13 protein-coding genes are annotated in these 15,092 nt (G+C 58.9%); 11 read left to right on the forward strand and 2 right to left on the reverse strand.

Annotated features, from left to right (window positions below):
- Window positions 1–31: 31 nt before the first annotated feature.
- The 11 genes from ABGM91_RS11765 (at window position 32) to menD (ending at window position 12,037) form a co-directional block, all read left to right on the forward strand.
- Entirely contained in the window at window positions 32–1,105 is a 1,074-nt protein-coding gene (locus ABGM91_RS11765; RefSeq protein WP_354832563.1) for a Coenzyme F420 hydrogenase/dehydrogenase, beta subunit C-terminal domain, read from the forward strand.
- Between the two features lie 41 nt (window positions 1,106–1,146).
- Complete coding sequence (locus ABGM91_RS11770) at window positions 1,147–2,148, forward strand: acyltransferase family protein (RefSeq protein ID WP_354832565.1); 1,002 nt, start codon at window positions 1,147–1,149, stop codon at window positions 2,146–2,148.
- Between the two features lie 601 nt (window positions 2,149–2,749).
- Window positions 2,750–3,127: a hypothetical protein gene (locus tag ABGM91_RS11775; protein ID WP_290565292.1), complete on the forward strand. Its 378-nt coding sequence runs from the start codon at window positions 2,750–2,752 to the stop codon at window positions 3,125–3,127.
- Window positions 3,124–4,305 carry an acyltransferase gene (locus ABGM91_RS11780; RefSeq protein WP_290565291.1) on the forward strand — a complete coding sequence of 394 codons (1,182 nt, stop codon included), beginning with the start codon at window positions 3,124–3,126 and terminating at the stop codon, window positions 4,303–4,305. Before ABGM91_RS11775 ends, ABGM91_RS11780 begins: the two co-directional genes overlap by 4 nt.
- 90 nt (window positions 4,306–4,395) lie before the next feature.
- On the forward strand, window positions 4,396–5,316 hold the full coding sequence (locus ABGM91_RS11785) for a hypothetical protein (RefSeq protein ID WP_354832568.1): 921 nt from the start codon (window positions 4,396–4,398) through the stop codon (window positions 5,314–5,316).
- A 77-nt stretch (window positions 5,317–5,393) separates the two neighbouring features.
- Window positions 5,394–6,542: an aminoglycoside phosphotransferase family protein gene (locus ABGM91_RS11790; RefSeq protein ID WP_354832570.1), complete on the forward strand. Its 1,149-nt coding sequence runs from the start codon at window positions 5,394–5,396 to the stop codon at window positions 6,540–6,542.
- Between the two features lie 72 nt (window positions 6,543–6,614).
- Window positions 6,615–7,034: an L-fucose mutarotase gene (gene fucU, locus ABGM91_RS11795; RefSeq protein WP_354832572.1), complete on the forward strand. Its 420-nt coding sequence runs from the start codon at window positions 6,615–6,617 to the stop codon at window positions 7,032–7,034.
- Window positions 7,035–7,057: 23 nt separating this feature from the next.
- Complete coding sequence (locus ABGM91_RS11800; protein ID WP_354832574.1) at window positions 7,058–8,239, forward strand: MalY/PatB family protein; 1,182 nt, start codon at window positions 7,058–7,060, stop codon at window positions 8,237–8,239.
- Between the two features lie 240 nt (window positions 8,240–8,479).
- Window positions 8,480–8,644: a hypothetical protein gene (locus ABGM91_RS11805; protein WP_354832576.1), complete on the forward strand. Its 165-nt coding sequence runs from the start codon at window positions 8,480–8,482 to the stop codon at window positions 8,642–8,644.
- A 184-nt stretch (window positions 8,645–8,828) separates the two neighbouring features.
- On the forward strand, window positions 8,829–10,436 hold the full coding sequence (gene metG, locus ABGM91_RS11810) for a methionine--tRNA ligase (RefSeq protein WP_354832578.1): 1,608 nt from the start codon (window positions 8,829–8,831) through the stop codon (window positions 10,434–10,436).
- 5 nt (window positions 10,437–10,441) lie between these two features.
- Complete coding sequence (menD, locus tag ABGM91_RS11815) at window positions 10,442–12,037, forward strand: 2-succinyl-5-enolpyruvyl-6-hydroxy-3-cyclohexene-1-carboxylic-acid synthase (protein WP_354832580.1); 1,596 nt, start codon at window positions 10,442–10,444, stop codon at window positions 12,035–12,037.
- Window positions 12,038–12,442: 405 nt separating this feature from the next.
- Here the strand turns inward: menD and ABGM91_RS11820 are convergent, their stop codons facing one another.
- Together ABGM91_RS11820 and ABGM91_RS11825 are read right to left on the reverse strand one after the other, a co-directional pair.
- Window positions 12,443–13,432, reverse strand: a complete 990-nt coding sequence (locus ABGM91_RS11820) for a hypothetical protein (protein WP_354832582.1) — start codon at window positions 13,430–13,432, stop codon at window positions 12,443–12,445.
- A gap of 322 nt (window positions 13,433–13,754) precedes the next feature.
- On the reverse strand, window positions 13,755–15,065 hold the full coding sequence (locus ABGM91_RS11825) for a malic enzyme-like NAD(P)-binding protein (protein WP_215428532.1): 1,311 nt from the start codon (window positions 15,063–15,065) through the stop codon (window positions 13,755–13,757).
- Window positions 15,066–15,092: the final 27 nt, after the last annotated feature.

Consider the following 15,092-nt stretch of genomic DNA (forward strand, 5'->3'; position numbering starts at 1 on the left):
GGACTGCCATTTGTGCGAACGCGCCTGCCCGATGATCTCCCCTCCCGTCCCGCCATCTACCGTGCCGGATGGAGGGGACTCCTCCATCAAGGCCTATGCGGCGCGGTGCAGAGATGAACGGCTCAAAAGCAACAGCGCCTCGGGAGGTATCTTCCCTGTTCTGGCTGAACAGGTGCTGAAGGAAGGCGGCGTTGTCTTCGGCGCCAGGTGGGATGAGGATTTCATGGCCGTGCGCCATGATTTCATCACAGACATGAAAGATTTGCACCTCCTTCAGGGCAGCAAGTATATTCAATCCTCCATGGGAAATGCGTTTCTCCTGGTCCAGGACTTTCTGAAACAAGGCCGTAAGGTCTTATTTTCCGGAACTCCATGCCAGATTTCGGGTTTAAGAAAGGTCATCCGGAAGCATTCCGATCGGCTGATCACCGTAGATGTTGCCTGCCACAGCGTGCCTTCCCCCAAAGTCTGGCAGGCCTTTTTCCGCGACCTGATGTCCAGAAACAAGATTTCCGGGGCAACAGGTGTTTTCATGAGAAAAAGGACCTTTGATCCACAGCGCGGCTGGAGATGTGATTCCTTTCTGGTGGAATCAGGCCATTCCGGCAAACCTGCATTCCAGGATTCCATTTACCAGACTTCCTACGGACTCGGTTTTCTGGAAGGACTCTTTTCCCGCCCATCATGTGAACGATGCCCCGCCAAAAACATGGCAAGCGGCAGTGACATCACCTTGGGTGACTTCTGGGGGGTGGAAAATTATTTTCCGGACTTGTCCATGCAGGAAGGCCTTTCCATCATAATCTGTAAATCGCCGAAAGCTCATGCATTGCTGGACTTGGTACGTGATGCCTTTTCCATTTTACGGTCCGCGGAATATGAACAGGCCGCAATTCATAACGAAGGCTTGCGTTTTGACCCCAGAAAAAATCCCGGTCGGGACTCTTTTTTCCGGCGATTGGTTAAATGTCGGTCTGACCGGGCCGCAGTCAGGCTCATGGACTCCTATTTCAAGCCCACTCTTTTCACAAAAGTGAAAACAAAGCTGAAATCCATCTTGAAACGCATCATTTTAATGAGCTCCTTCCAGAACCTTATTCACTAATTCAATATTTATTTCCGACCCCGTTGAAAAACTCTCTCAACATGGAAATACCGAAAAAGCGCGTCGTATGGATTGACGTGTCAAGAGTGCTTGCAGCGCTCCTGATCATGCACGTCCACTTGTCCTCCCCCTTGCTCAAAACAACGGGAATCCACCTCTTCTACAATGGCCGTGTTCCCTTCTTCCTGGTACTGGCCGGCTATTTCCTGGCCAGGAACATCACCTGGAACAAGGCCTTTGACCGGGCTTTATGGCTGTTCATCCCGTACATCCTCTGGAACGTGCTGTACCTGCTCCTTCTCTCCCTCCACGGCGGCAGTTCCTTCCAGTTTGCGGACCTGCTCGGCATCCGGGATGTCTTCCTGCCGGGCATGGACCTCTTCCCCTTCGGGAGCGAGCCTCATCGTGTTCCCCCCATCGGTCCCTCCTGGTTCCTGCGGGACATCATCATCCTCACTCTGCTGACGCCGCTCCTGGCCCGCATCAAAATACTGCTGCTGCCCGTGCTGCTGCTCTTTTTCTCCTTCTGCAACATGGCTCCCGATCCCCTGGTGACGCTCTCCGTGGGAGCCTGCGCCTTCTACCTGCTGGGCGTCGTGCTCAGCTCCCGCCGGATTGACGACATCCATCTGGTGCTGAATAAAAAATTCGGCATCGTCTTCTGCGTAAGCATTCTCGCTTCCTCCGCGATGATTCTGCTGCACTCCGCCGGAATCCTCTCCCTGTGGACGGAAACGGTCGCGGGCATGCTGCTGGGAGTCATGCTGATTATGTACGCAGGCATCTGGATGGAAAAGCGCCTGCCCGGCGTGGCCGCCAGAATAGCCCTGCTGGCTCCCGCCTGCTTCCTGACGTTCATGCTGCACATGCCCATTTACGAATGGCTGCCTTCTTCCATGAAATTCGGCGCGTTCGCCCTGTTCACGCCGCTGATGGCATTCACGGCCATTGTCCTGTTCTATTTTGCCCTGAAACGCTTTGCCCCGTTCCTGCTGCCGTATCTGGCCCATGTTAAACGGCCGTCAGGGAAATCAGCGTCTTAAAGGGCAAATGCCCCATTAAAACACTAGCCGCGCCCGCCGGGAAAGATACTTGAACGCAGCCGGAAAACGCCGGCCTTACCTGCGGATTCCAACTGTTCCCATATTCCAGCCTGGAGCTCCTCATTCTTTTCACAGGAGGAGGATGCGAATCCGTCCGCACTTGCTGCAAGGCGCATGCATGAACTAATGTGCGGCACCGCCATTCCCCTGCGGTGGAGCCTTGCTGTCCCATGGACCTTTTTCCGGACGCGTTCGCCAGGCCTCCGTCCTCCCTGCAAATGCGGCATGGCAGAACCTGAACGTGCACGGAAACTTTAATTCAAGCAATGAAATTCCGGAGAACAGGAAACGCCCTGACGAGGCAAACACGGATTACAGCCACAGCAAGAATGCTGCCGACAATTTTTTATCCATTTCTGATCAACGGACGAAGACCCCAGAAAAGGACGGAAGGCAGATGACCCTGTCCAAAAAAAATACCTGTCTTCCCGTGAAATAGACGCGTTCATTGACGGCATCCATCCTTTATTGTGCTCAACAATAACACTCATTGAGCGATTTTCAATCATACACGCCTCAAAATCTTTGATTCATTATCACAATGAGCAAAGTACCCCTCATGCACGAACCTCTTGTGGATATTCTGGAGCTGGGACGCTGGATGGCTGAAAATCATATCAGCCGCTCCGCGCTGGCTTCAGCCATTGGCATGAACAGAAGCGCCATTGACAATTATTTTGTCAGGAAAAAACTTTCCCGCCACGCCCAAATCCTCATCAAGCGGTTCATGGAAGGTCAGGAAGCCGTGGGAGCCTCCCGTGAGGTTTCCTCCCTCATCACGGTTCCCCTGAGTAACAGGGTGCTCAACCTTGCCATGAAGGCGGCCGTCCGGCAAAACCTGACGATGGAGGAATTCCTGGCGCGGGCCGTGGAAGCGGCCGCGAAAACCCCCGCAGACGGGAGGGACGGGGTCCAATGAACCGCAGGAAAGAAATGCAGGCGGACGCGGCAGGCTCCGGCATGGAAAACTCCGCGCCCCTGGTGCTGCCCATGGGAGGGCCTGCCCATTCCAGAAACTACGGCCTTGATTTTCTCAGATGCCTGTCCATGTTCTTTGTGGTTCTTCTGCACGTGCTCAGGTGGGGGGAGGCCGGGAACCTGGTCAACCACACCCTGGGAACTCCCAATTACGCGGTTTCCTGGTTTCTTGAACTAAGCGCCTTCTGCGCGGTCAACAGTTTTGCTCTTATTACAGGGTATGTAGGCGTCAGGGTGCCGCACCGCATTTCCCGTTTTATCAATTTATGGTTTCAGGTTTTCTTTTACACCGTTGGAATAACCTTTTTATTTAAATGGCTCATGCCTGGAAGCGTAAGCCTTAAGGGAATGTTCCAGGCCTTCTTTCCCGTTCTGCGCATGGCTTATTGGTACTTTACGGCTTATGCCGTCCTGTTTTTCTTTATTCCCTTCCTTAATACGCTCATCCGTTCCCTTGGCAGGGAATCCGCCAAATGGCTTTGCCTGCTGATCTTCATTATTTTTTCCCTGCTGTCCACCATCTCCGGAAATGAAGACTGGCTCAGCCACGGCGGATACAGCGCCATCTGGCTGGGCTGCCTGTACGTTGCGGGAGGGTGCATCAGCCATTTCCAGCTATGGAGCACGTTAAAGCGGCCCGCTTTTTATTACTTCCTTTGCTGTCTCCTGGGTACGGCGGGAATGCTTGCATGGAACTATCTTCCCTTCCGGCAGGGAATTTCAGAAAAACTCTTTGCCGTTTATACGGCGCCGCTCTGCTGCCTGTGCTCCTTCTTCCTTCTCCAGGCCTGTGCGCGCATGCGGGTCACCAGCAGAGCGGCCATCCGCCTGATCTCCCTCCTTGCCCCGTTTTCCTTTGCCGTTTACCTGATTCACTCCAATCCCCTTGTGTGGCATCATGTCCTGAAGGGACGGTTTGCCGTGCTGCAGGATTCCCCCTGGTACATCATGGCCGCGGGAGCGCTGGGGGCAAGCCTGGGCATCTACCTGGCATGCAGCATGATCGACTCCGTCCGGAGCGTCCTGTTCCGCCTGCTCCATATCCGGGAACTTTCCGTTAAATTGGAGGCCGTCCTGTCAAAATTGAAGCAATGGATTCTCCGGAGCATTCCATCATAACTTCACGGCGTAAATTTAACTGTAAATTCTTTCAATTTCCTAAAGAATGTCTTGCGAAATTGAACGGCGCCATTATTATGGCGGCGAAACATGCAATATACAACTATTACCGCAACCGTGTGCGCGGCGGCCTTCTCTCTCGCCGGTATGGCTTCCGCAGATATTCATGTCCCCCTCCGGGCGCTGAATGCCTCTTATGACGCCTCCCGCCCGTTTTCCGCCATGCTGGGTACGGGCTATGCCACCAAGTACGTCAGCCGCGGGCTGGCTTTCCAGCAATCCGGCAGTGACCATGTGATCCCGGTGGAAGCCATAGGCTCCTATGACCTCAACAAAAAATATTCCATCCTGGCCGGAGTAAAATACCAGTGGCTGACCCAGAACGACCTGACGCACGACAGCACGGGTATTTCCGATGAAGCAACGGCTTTGCTGGGCGTCAGCCGCAAATTCAGCGATTACACCATGGCCTCTCTGGGCTACCAGTTCGTCAACGGCGGGCTGCCGGGCCTGATGAACGTCCACCGCGGGCAGACCTCCAGCGACTTCCCGGCGTTTGAACACGGTCGGTCTGAAGAACACAGCTTTGTGCTGGACCTCCATCATGACTTCGGCAAGGGACTTGAAAACTTCTTCTGGGACTGCCGCGTGCAGTACACCTTCCGCTGGATGTCCGGCTGGTGGTTCACCAACACGCTGGGCTACAAATATGACTTCAACCGCTCCTCCTCCCTGATCGTGGCAGGCACCTGGAATGCTTCCGCCGGCTACTTTGACCGGGATTCCCTGAATGCCAACGGCACGCAAGGCATTTCCGTGACCGTGGCCGTGCCCTTCAAGGCGGTGGACCGCCTGGTCCTCACTCCTTTCGTCAGCACCGTCTGGCTCGGCAACGGCGGCATGGCGGGCAACTACCGCGGCCCCTCCGACCGCTTTCCCTCCAGAATCCCTTCCCGGATTTACCGCAACTTCACGTTTGTAGCGGGCCTGGGGGTTACCTACTCCTTTTAAGCCTCCCCTTCATCCATATCCCTGCGGCCCCCGGCGCTTCCAAGCAATGCGCCGGGGGCCTGCTTCTCTTCCCTGCCATGCCCCTGTCCGCCGTTTTCCATACTGATTCCCTCCAGGAGCAGGTTGCCGCCCTGGGCGACGCCTTCGCCATTGCCGGGGAATTCCTCCATTGCGACACCATCAACAGCGGCCATATCAACCTGACCTTCCGGGCCGCCTACCGGAAAATGGACGGCACCACGGACCGCTACATCTTCCAGCGCGTCAATGACGCCGTCTTCCAGTGCCCACGGGACGTGATGCACAACGTGGAGAAGGTGACCAACCACATCCGGTGGAAAATGCTCCGGGTGCTGAAAACGCCCTTCCGCCAGACGCTTAACCTGTATTCCGCCCGCGGAGGCCGCAAGTACCTGGAAATTCCCGGCTCCGGCTTCTGGCGCTGCTACAACTGCATTGAAAGCACCCATACGTTTGACGTGGCGGAACATCCCCGCCAGGCTTATGAAGCGGCCCGCGCCTTCGGCGCGTTCCAGCAGCTCCTGTGCGACATGAATCCGGAAGACATCCATGAGACCATCCCGTTCTTCCACCATACCCGCAGGCGCTTTGACCGCCTGGAAAAAGCGGCTGCCCGCGATTCCCGCGGAAGGCTGGACTCCTGCCGGAGGGAGCTGGACTTCATCCGCCGCCGGGAACGGTATGTGGACGTCCTGCTGGACCTTCAGGAACGGGGGGAACTCCCCGTCAGAATCGTGCACAACGATACCAAGATCAACAACGTGATGCTGGACAAGGAAACGGACAAGGCCGTCTGCGTCATTGACCTGGACACGGTGATGCCCGGCAGCGTGCTGTACGACTTTGGGGACATGGTGCGCACCATGACCTCTCCCGCGGCGGAGGATGAAGAAGACCTGGACAAAACCTTCCTGCGCATGCCCATGTTTGAAGCCGTAGCCAGGGGTTACCTGGACGCCGCCAGGGACTTCATCACGCCGCTGGAAGTTTCCAAACTGGCCTTCTCCGGGGTGCTCATCACGCTGGAAACCGGCATCCGCTTCCTGACGGATTATCTGGAAGGGGACGTTTACTTTAAAACGGAGCGGAACCGCCATAACCTGCACCGGGCGCGCACCCAGCTCAAGCTGGTGGAAAGCATGGAAGAGCAAATGCCGGAAATGGAAGAATGCGTCCGGCGCTGCTTTCACGCGGCCTCCCGCTGACGGAGAACTAATATAACGGACGCCTGATTTTGTGATCGTCTCCGAACGCGGGTGTTTGGTATACTCCCGCGCATGTTAAAAAATATTTCACCCCTCATCAGCCCCTCCCTGCTGAAAATCCTGGCGGAAATGGGGCATGGCGATGAAATCGTCTTTTCAGACGCCCACTTTCCCGGCCACACCTTCAACCCCACGGTGCTGAGGGCGGACGGACTGGGAGCGGACGCCCTGCTGGCCGCCGTCATCCCCCTCTTCGAACTGGACGCATACGCCACCCCCGTCATCATGATGGCCCCGGTTCCGGGAGATTCCCTGGACCCCGCGGTGGAGGCCAAATACCGCAAGGCCCTGAACTATGACGGGGACATTGAGCAAATGGAGCGCTACGCCTTTTATGAACGGGCCAAAAAGGCCTATGCCGTGGTCATCACCGGAGAAACCGCCAAATACGGCAATATCATCCTGAAAAAAGGCGTTACCCCCATTTCCTGACACTTGCCTACGCGGACAAATCCATGCAGTACGACTTTGACGAAGTGATCGACCGCCGCGGCACCGGCGCCCTGAAATATGAAGCCCTGCTGCCCCGCTGGGGCCGGGATGACCTGCTCCCCCTGTGGGTGGCGGACATGGACTTCAAAACGCCCCCGTTCATCATGGAGGCCATCCGCCGCCGTTGTGAGCATGAGCTCCTGGGGTACACCGTCAAGCCACGCGCCTTCTTTGAAGCCATCCGGGACTGGGTGGGGCGCCGCCACGGCTGGGAAGTGCGCGCCTCGGAAATAGGCTTCGCGCCTGGCATCGTCCCGGGCATCTCCAGCGCCATCCAGTGCTTCACGGAACCGGGGGACAAGATCATGATCCAGCCGCCCGTGTACCACCCCTTCGCCATGATTATCCGGGAAAACGGCCGGGAAATCGTGAACAACCCCCTTATCCTGGAAGAAGGGCGCTACCGCATGGACTTTGACCATATGCAGGAGGCCGTCCGCGGCTGCCGCATGTTCATCCTCTGCAATCCCCACAATCCCGGAGGCCGCGTGTGGAGCCCGGAGGAACTGCGCCGCGTGGCGGAAATCTGCGCGGAAAGCGGCACGCTGGTCGTCTCTGACGAGATTCACGCGGACCTGGCGCTCCCCGGCCACACGCACACCGTGTTCGCCACTGTCTCCGGGCAGGCGCGCATGAACTCCATCACGTACATGGCGCCCAGCAAGGCCTTCAACGTGCCCGGCCTGGGCAGTTCCTACCTGATTTGCCAGAATCCGGCCCTCTTCGGGAAATACCAAAGCTTTGTCAGCGGCAGGGAGCTGGCGGAAGGCCACGTCTTTGCGTATGAGGGGCTCATCAGCGCCTACTCCGGCCCGGAAGGGGAGGAATGGCTCAAGCAGGCGCTGGACTACATTCAGGAAAACATCCTGTTCATTGACCGGGAACTGCGCCGCCGCATGCCTAAAATAAAGGCCATGCTTCCGGACGCCTCCTACCTGGTTTTCCTGGACTGCCGGGAACTCGGCCTTTCCCAGAAGGAACTGGCGGACTTCTTTGTGGACGGGGGGCGCCTGGCCCTGAATGACGGCTCCATCTTCGGCAAGGAAGGGGAAGGCTTCATGCGCCTGAACGCGGGCTGCCCACGCTCCATCCTGGAACAGGCGCTCAACCAGCTGGAAGAGGCCTACCGGGCGCGCGGCTTCTGATCACAGAGGCCCGGGTCCGTCCGGCACGGTTCATTCAGGAAAGGGGAGCTTTCACGCTCCCCTTTGCTCTGTCATGGAGGGAACCTTCAGCAGACCTGCTCTCCGCACGCCGGGGAGGTGCACTCAATTCCCAACCTGCCACAGTCGCCGGCTGAAAGAAGAGACGGAAGCCCCATTTACAGGAAATGCCCGTCCGTAAATGATTGTCTTCAAGAAAAAATGGATTATTATGGCAGGTATATGAATAGAATCGCCTTTTCCATTATTTTCGGGTTCTCCATGGTGACTGCGGCATTGACCATAGACACAACCATCTGGGCAACAAAAACAATTGCGCTTTTATCCATCGCGCTCACCATCATTGCTTTTATTTTCCTCGTGATAGCTTTCCTGAAGAAAGACTAATCCCCCCTCCCGCATCAAAGCGTCATGGAAAGAAAAGGGCGGCCAAGCGCCTCTTTTCATGCCGTCCCGGGGCCGTCCGGGAAAGAAACCTTCGGCATCCGGGCAAACGCCGGCTTCATTCCCCGAACACTGGCAGGGAATGACTTTGCTTGCAAAATAAAAGGAAAGGAGTATCGTTCCCCGCATGTACTATATCACCACGGCCATTGACTACACCAACGGACCGCCCCACATCGGGCACGCCTATGAAAAAGTCCTTGCGGACGTTCTCGCGCGCTGGCACCGGATGAAGGGGGAGGAAGTCTATTTCCTGACCGGGGTGGACCAGCACGGGCAGAAAGTACAGCAGACGGCGGAAAAACTGGGCATTACGCCGCAGGAGCATGTGAACAACATCACGGCCAAATTCCTGGCCCTGTGGGAGCGCCTGGGCATCAGCAATGACGGATGGGCCTCCACCACGGACCCGCGCCACAAGGCCTGCGTGCAGAAAATCCTGACGAACCTGAAAGACAGGGGGCAGCTTTACAAAAAATCCTACAAGGGGTTCTACTCCGTGCGGCAGGAACAATTCCTGACGGACAAGGAACGGGACGCGGAAGGCAACTTTGGTCCGGAATGGGGTGAAGTGGTGGAACTGGAGGAAGAAAACTGGTACTTCCGCCTGACGGACCATGTGGAGTGGATGAAGCGGTTCGTGGAAAAAAGCAGCGATTTCGTTCTTCCGGCCTTCCGCAAGGCGGAAGTGCTCAACGCCATCGATTTTGACTCGGACCTCTGCATTTCCCGCCCCAAGAGCCGCCTTTCCTGGGGGATCGAACTTCCGTTTGACCCGGAATTCGTCACCTACGTGTGGTTTGACGCCCTCATCAACTACGTCTCCTTCGCCGGGTACCTGGCGGAACCGGACAGCGGCCTGCCGGAATTCTCCAAACTCTGGCCCGCGGACTGCGAAGTGATCGGCAAGGACATCCTGGTACCCGCCCACGGCGTATACTGGCCCGCCATGCTGCACGCCATGGGCTTCTCCGACGAGGAAATGCCCACCCTGCTCGTGCACGGCTGGTGGAACATCAACGGGGAAAAAATGTCCAAGTCCATCGGCAACGTGGTGGACCCCAACCTGCTCGCGGAACAGTTCGGCCCGGAACCCGTGCGCTATTACCTGGTGCGGGACATCACCACCGGGAAGGACGCCAACTTTGACGCGGACCGCCTGGTCATGCTGTACAATACAGAGCTGGCCAACGACCTCGGCAACCTGTGCAACCGTTCCATCAACATGACGCGCCGCTACTGCGAGTCCGTCATCTCCGGTGAGGAAGGATACGATGACGAGGCCTCCAAGGCCCTGCGCGTCACCATGGACCAGGCCGTTACCCTGTTCTCCAAATTCATGGATGACAACATGGTCTCTGACGCCCTGGCGGCCCTGAATGCCCAGGTTTCCGCCTGCAACGCGTACATTGAACAGCAGCAGCCCTGGCAGCTTGCCAAGGATGAGTCCGCCGCGCCGCGCCTCCGCTGCGTGCTGCGCCACCTGCTGGAATGCTGCGCCCAGACGGGCTACCTCATCGGCTGCGTCCTGCCGGACGCTTCCGCCCGCATCCTGGACCAGCTCAACGCCGCGGACCTGTTCCAGGGCCGCACGCCGGATACGCTGGCCTGGGGAATCCTCCCCGCAGGCCACCGCATCAATGACCCGGCCCCCGTCTTCCCGCGCATTCTCTCCGAAGAGGAAAAGGCCAAGCTGGCTGAAAAAGCGGCCAAGGCGGCAAAAAAACAAGGCTGATTCCCGTGAGCGCCTCCGCATCCTTCGTCAAATCCCTGCTGGCCCAGTGCTGCCTGGGCGGCATCTGTGAATGGGTGGTCTGCCCCGGCGCGCGCAACATGGCGCTGCTCCAGGTGCTGGCCGCCGCGGAGGACCTGGTGAAATGGACTCACTTTGACGAACGGTCCGCCGCCTTTTTCGCGCTGGGCCGCGTTCAGGACATGGGGCTGCCCGTAGCCGTGGTCACCACGTCCGGCACGGCGGCGGCGGAACTCCTCCCCGCCGTGGTGGAGGCGTACTACGAGCGCCGCCCCCTGCTTCTGCTCACCGCGGACCGCCCGGCGGACTACCGCGGCTCCGCCGCTCCGCAGGCCATTGAACAGGCGGACATCTTCGGCGTTTACGCGCCCACGATTGACCTGGAAACACCGGACAGCCTGCCGGAAGATATTCTGGAAGACTGGGACTACGCCTCCCCCCTGCACATCAACGTCTGCCTGCCGGACCCGGACCCCGCCTGGAACCCCGGCAATTGCGACCTTTACCCGGCGGAACCGCCGGAAGACAGCGAATTCCGCGGCTCCCTGGCGGAACTGGCCCAGGCCCTGCGCTTCAAATCGCGCGGCGGGCTGGTGGTCATGCTCGGCGGGCTGGATCCCATGGAACAGGCCCCTGCCCTGTGGCTGGCCAATGAACTGAAAGCCCCTGTGGTGGCGGACGCCACCTCCGGCCTGCGGGAGGACCTGGCGCACCTGGCCCTGACGGACGCGGATGCCCTGCTCCGGGAAAACCCGCCTGCCGTCCTGCTCAGAATAGGGGACGTGCCCGTGGCCCGCTTCTGGCGTGACCTGGAGGACATCCCCTCCACGGAAGTCTTTTCCATCACCCGCACCGGTTTTTCCGGGCTGGCCCGGCCCTCCACCGTCGTCACCGGAGACCTGGAAGCCATTCTGCACGCGCTGGGTGATGTGGACAGCGTGGGGGACGTCAACGGCCTGCGCGCCATGAACAAGCGGAAAAAAGCCCTGATGGAGGAACTGCTCATCACCTGCCCGGACAGCGAGCAGGCCATGGTGCGCGCCTTCTCCTGCTTTGCCGCGGACGGCGACTGCATTTACCTGGGCAACTCCATGCCCGTGCGGTACTGGAACAGCTTTGCCCAGACGGCCATTCCCACGGAAAACGTCCGCGCCAACCGGGGGGCCAACGGCATTGACGGGCAAATCGCCTCCTTTCTGGGGGTCTCCGCCCGGTGTTCCCGCTCCTGGGGGCTTGTGGGAGACCTGACCGCCATGTATGACTCCAACGCGCTGGCCCTCCTCCCCCAACTGGACAAGGGAACCCGCGTGCTCGGCGTCATCAACAACGGCGGGGGCGGCATCTTCCGCGCCCTGCCCGGAGCGGCCAGCCATCCGGAAGCCATGCGCAACCTGCTCGTGCAGCCCCACGCCCATTCCTTCAAGGCCATTGCGGAACAATGGGGCATGCGTTACCTGGTGGTCCGCACGGCGGAGGACTTCGACCAGCTTGACTCCCTGGCTGAAGACAGCCAGACGCTTGTGGAACTCATCCCGGACCGGGAACAGACGGAACACGTCAGGAACGCGCTGGCGGGAAGTTGAAGATGCGGCAGTTTGCCGCGCGTGCTTCCAATGCCTCCGCCACGTTCCGGATGGAATTCAGTACGAAGGACGGGAAACCGAACTTGCCCGGCCGAAATGCGGAGCGTGCAGCCCGCAGGAGAGCTAATCTGGAAGATGAACGAATCAAACCTCCGCTCCCGGCTGGCCGTGATCTGTCCAAACCGCAGGAATATGCCCGTTCATCTGTGTCCCTTGATGGCCGCGCTGCTGGGAACAAGGGCCTCCCGGCCCTTGTAAACTATGGGCAACAAACGAATCAAGAAATCCCTCCCCGCGCCGGACAACGGGAAAAGTTATCCTTCCCGGCCAGGCAACCACAGGGCGCCCCCAAGTGGAAGCGTTGATGCGGACGGCGTTTCCACAGTCCCCCTTCTCTTCCCTCCATCACCCCAGCATGGCCACCCCACGGCCGGGAACTTTTTCTGCTGCCTTTTCCGCATACGGGGCAAAGCGGTACAGGAGTTTCAGCATCCGCCGCTCTTCCTTGTTCCGCGCCTTTTTCTCCCTTGCCGCCACGGCGGCGGCATCCATGCGCGGCTGGAAAAACCAGGATTGCTTTCTGTCCAGCACTCCGTCCCGGTAGACCAGCATGGCCGTACCGTGGCCGGAAGCGTCATAAAACAGGCACCGGAATTCCTTCTTCTTCACATCCTCATTAATTTGCAGGGAGGGATGCTGGCCGCCCTTCTCCGGAAAGTGCATGATGGAGACGTAAACGGGTTCCTCTCTTCCCCGCTCCGGCAGGGAAGAAGCTCCATGCCGCACCGGCTCCCCGTGAACAGGGAGCTCTTTGTCCGGCATGGGAATCTCTTCTATTTTCCACCAGAGCAGGCGCCCGTCTTTCATGTCCCAGGTATGGCGGGTATATGACCGGAGGCCGGAGAGAGTCCAGGATTCATCCCTGCACGCAAACAGCCCCTCAGGCTTGTGGGAAAAGGTCCACTCATTGAAGTTCCGTCCGTCCGGAAAGGAAACGTCGCAAATTTCCCCCATATTTTTACCTTTAGGGTCAAAGCAATAGGACGTACGGTACAGGGCCTTGGCCCTGCCTGCCTGCCAGGCGCCGTATCCCAGCCTGACCACCGTGGAGGAACGGTGGTCCACCGTCACCCGGCACAATCCCGGAAAGAACGGCTCCGGAATACCCGCCTCGTCAAAAAAAATGAAGGTCAGGGCGCCGTCCAGATGAACCTGCATCGCTTTCCAGCCTTCCTCCTCCTCCCAGGCGGCATCGGGCACCAGGCCCAGGCCGTCCTTCTCCGTTTTCAGAACACATGGATCATTGGCCAGCCGCCCCGCCGCCAGATAACGGTCACATTCCTCCAACGTCCGGGGAATGGCCTCTTCCCACTGTTCCGCCAGCATTTTCTCCATCGGCAGGCATTCCGAAGCGGGGAGTACGGGAACAGGCTCCGCCGGAGCAGCGGAAACAGCCCACGCGGATGATGTACAGACGGCCAAAACCGCACTCAGCAAGGCAGCACCATGAACAGACATGTCTGCCCACTTCATACGGCAGGAAGCCCCGGGCCGCAATCCTCTTTTCCGGTTCGCGGCATATTTAGAGTGTTTCCTGTCATTCAAGCGCCCCGCCCGGCATGAAAAACCGGGCGGAACATGACGTTCCCCCGGTTCCGTGCAACTGCTGGATACATCAATCGGCGGCATGTAACTTCCGGCCTTCCGCCGGAAACGGTTAAAGGTAGCTGCGCACCACGCCGGAGACGCGCTCCCGGGCGGCGGCAATGCGCTTGCGCAGTTCAAGCGTGTAGGCCTCCATGTCCCGGATGGGGGACTGGGCCACGCCGGAAATCATGGCCGCCTGGGCCACTGCCGGGCATTCCCATTCAATGATGCGGGGATCAATGGGCTTGGGAATCACGTAGTCAATGCCAAAGCTGAGGGGCGTGCCCCCGTAGAGGTCCACCACCTCCTGCGGAACGGGCTCCTTCGCCAGATCAGCCAGCGCGCGCGCGGCGGCAATCTTCATCTGTTCATTGATGACAGTGGCGTGCACGTCCAGGGCGGCGCGGAAGATGAAGGGGAAGCAGGAGACGTTGTTCACCTGGTTGGGCCAGTCGGAACGTCCGGACCCCATGATGCAGTCCGGACGGGCCTTCTTGGCATCCTGGTACGTGATTTCCGGGTCCGGGTTCGCGCAGGCGAAGATGATGGGTGAAGGCGCCATGAGCTTCACCATGTCCTGCGTGAGCAGCCCCTTGGTGGAAAGCCCCAGGAACACGTCCGCCCCGGTCAGGGCTTCATCCAGAGAGCAGTCCTCCGACTGGGAGAACTGGGCCTTGGTGGCGTGCAGGTCAATGCGCCCGGTGTGAATCAGCCCCTTGGAGTCAAACATGTAAATGTGTTCACGGCGAACGCCCAGCGTCATGTAAAACCGGGCGCAGGAGATGCCGGCAGCCCCGGCGCCGACCACCACCACCTTCATGTCTTCCAGCTTGCGGCCCGTCAGTTCCGCAGCGTTCAGGAGGGCCGCTCCGGAGATCACCGCCGTGCCGTGCTGGTCGTCATGGAATACGGGGATGTTCATTTCTTCCCGCAGGCGGTCCTCCACCATGAAGCATTCCGGGGCCTTGATGTCTTCCAGGTTAATGGCGCCGAAGGTGGGTTCCATCGTCTTGATGACCTCGATCAGCTTTTCCGGCTCCTTCACGTTCAGTTCAATGTCAAAAACGTCAATATCCGCGAACACCTTGAACAGGACCCCCTTGCCTTCCATCACCGGCTTGGCGGCGTCCGGACCGATGTTGCCCAGGCCCAGCACGGCGGTGCCGTTGGTCACCACGCCCACCAGGTTGGAGCGGCCCGTGTACAGGGCGCTCTGGGATGGGTCCTCCTGAATGCGGAGGCAGGGTTCGGCCACGCCCGGGGAATAGGCAAGCGTCAAATCCCGCTGCGAAAAGCAGGGCTTGCAGGGCAGCGTTTCCACCTTGCCGGGGCGGGGCTGGGAATGGTACTGCAAGGCATCTAATCTGATATCGGAACTCATGATCGTAATGGAAAAACGGAAAATCGA

The organism is Akkermansia muciniphila, from assembly GCF_040616545.1.
Lineage (GTDB): Bacteria > Verrucomicrobiota > Verrucomicrobiia > Verrucomicrobiales > Akkermansiaceae > Akkermansia > Akkermansia muciniphila_E.

Bases quoted from the DNA above. Each gene is read 5' to 3' on its own strand.
- ABGM91_RS11765 (WP_354832563.1), top strand. From the start codon at position 32: ATGATCTCCCCTCCCGTCCCGCCATCTACCGTGCCGGATGGAGGGGAC.
- ABGM91_RS11775 (WP_290565292.1), top strand. From the start codon at position 2,750: ATGAGCAAAGTACCCCTCATGCACGAACCTCTTGTGGATATTCTGGAG.
- ABGM91_RS11790 (WP_354832570.1), top strand. From the start codon at position 5,394: ATGCCCCTGTCCGCCGTTTTCCATACTGATTCCCTCCAGGAGCAGGTT.
- fucU (WP_354832572.1), top strand. From the start codon at position 6,615: ATGTTAAAAAATATTTCACCCCTCATCAGCCCCTCCCTGCTGAAAATC.
- ABGM91_RS11770 (WP_354832565.1), top strand. From the start codon at position 1,147: ATGGAAATACCGAAAAAGCGCGTCGTATGGATTGACGTGTCAAGAGTG.
- ABGM91_RS11820 (WP_354832582.1), bottom strand. From the start codon at position 13,432: ATGGAGAAAATGCTGGCGGAACAGTGGGAAGAGGCCATTCCCCGGACG.
- ABGM91_RS11800 (WP_354832574.1), top strand. From the start codon at position 7,058: ATGCAGTACGACTTTGACGAAGTGATCGACCGCCGCGGCACCGGCGCC.
- ABGM91_RS11805 (WP_354832576.1), top strand. From the start codon at position 8,480: ATGAATAGAATCGCCTTTTCCATTATTTTCGGGTTCTCCATGGTGACT.
- ABGM91_RS11780 (WP_290565291.1), top strand. From the start codon at position 3,124: ATGAACCGCAGGAAAGAAATGCAGGCGGACGCGGCAGGCTCCGGCATG.
- metG (WP_354832578.1), top strand. From the start codon at position 8,829: ATGTACTATATCACCACGGCCATTGACTACACCAACGGACCGCCCCAC.
- ABGM91_RS11785 (WP_354832568.1), top strand. From the start codon at position 4,396: ATGCAATATACAACTATTACCGCAACCGTGTGCGCGGCGGCCTTCTCT.
- ABGM91_RS11825 (WP_215428532.1), bottom strand. From the start codon at position 15,065: ATGAGTTCCGATATCAGATTAGATGCCTTGCAGTACCATTCCCAGCCC.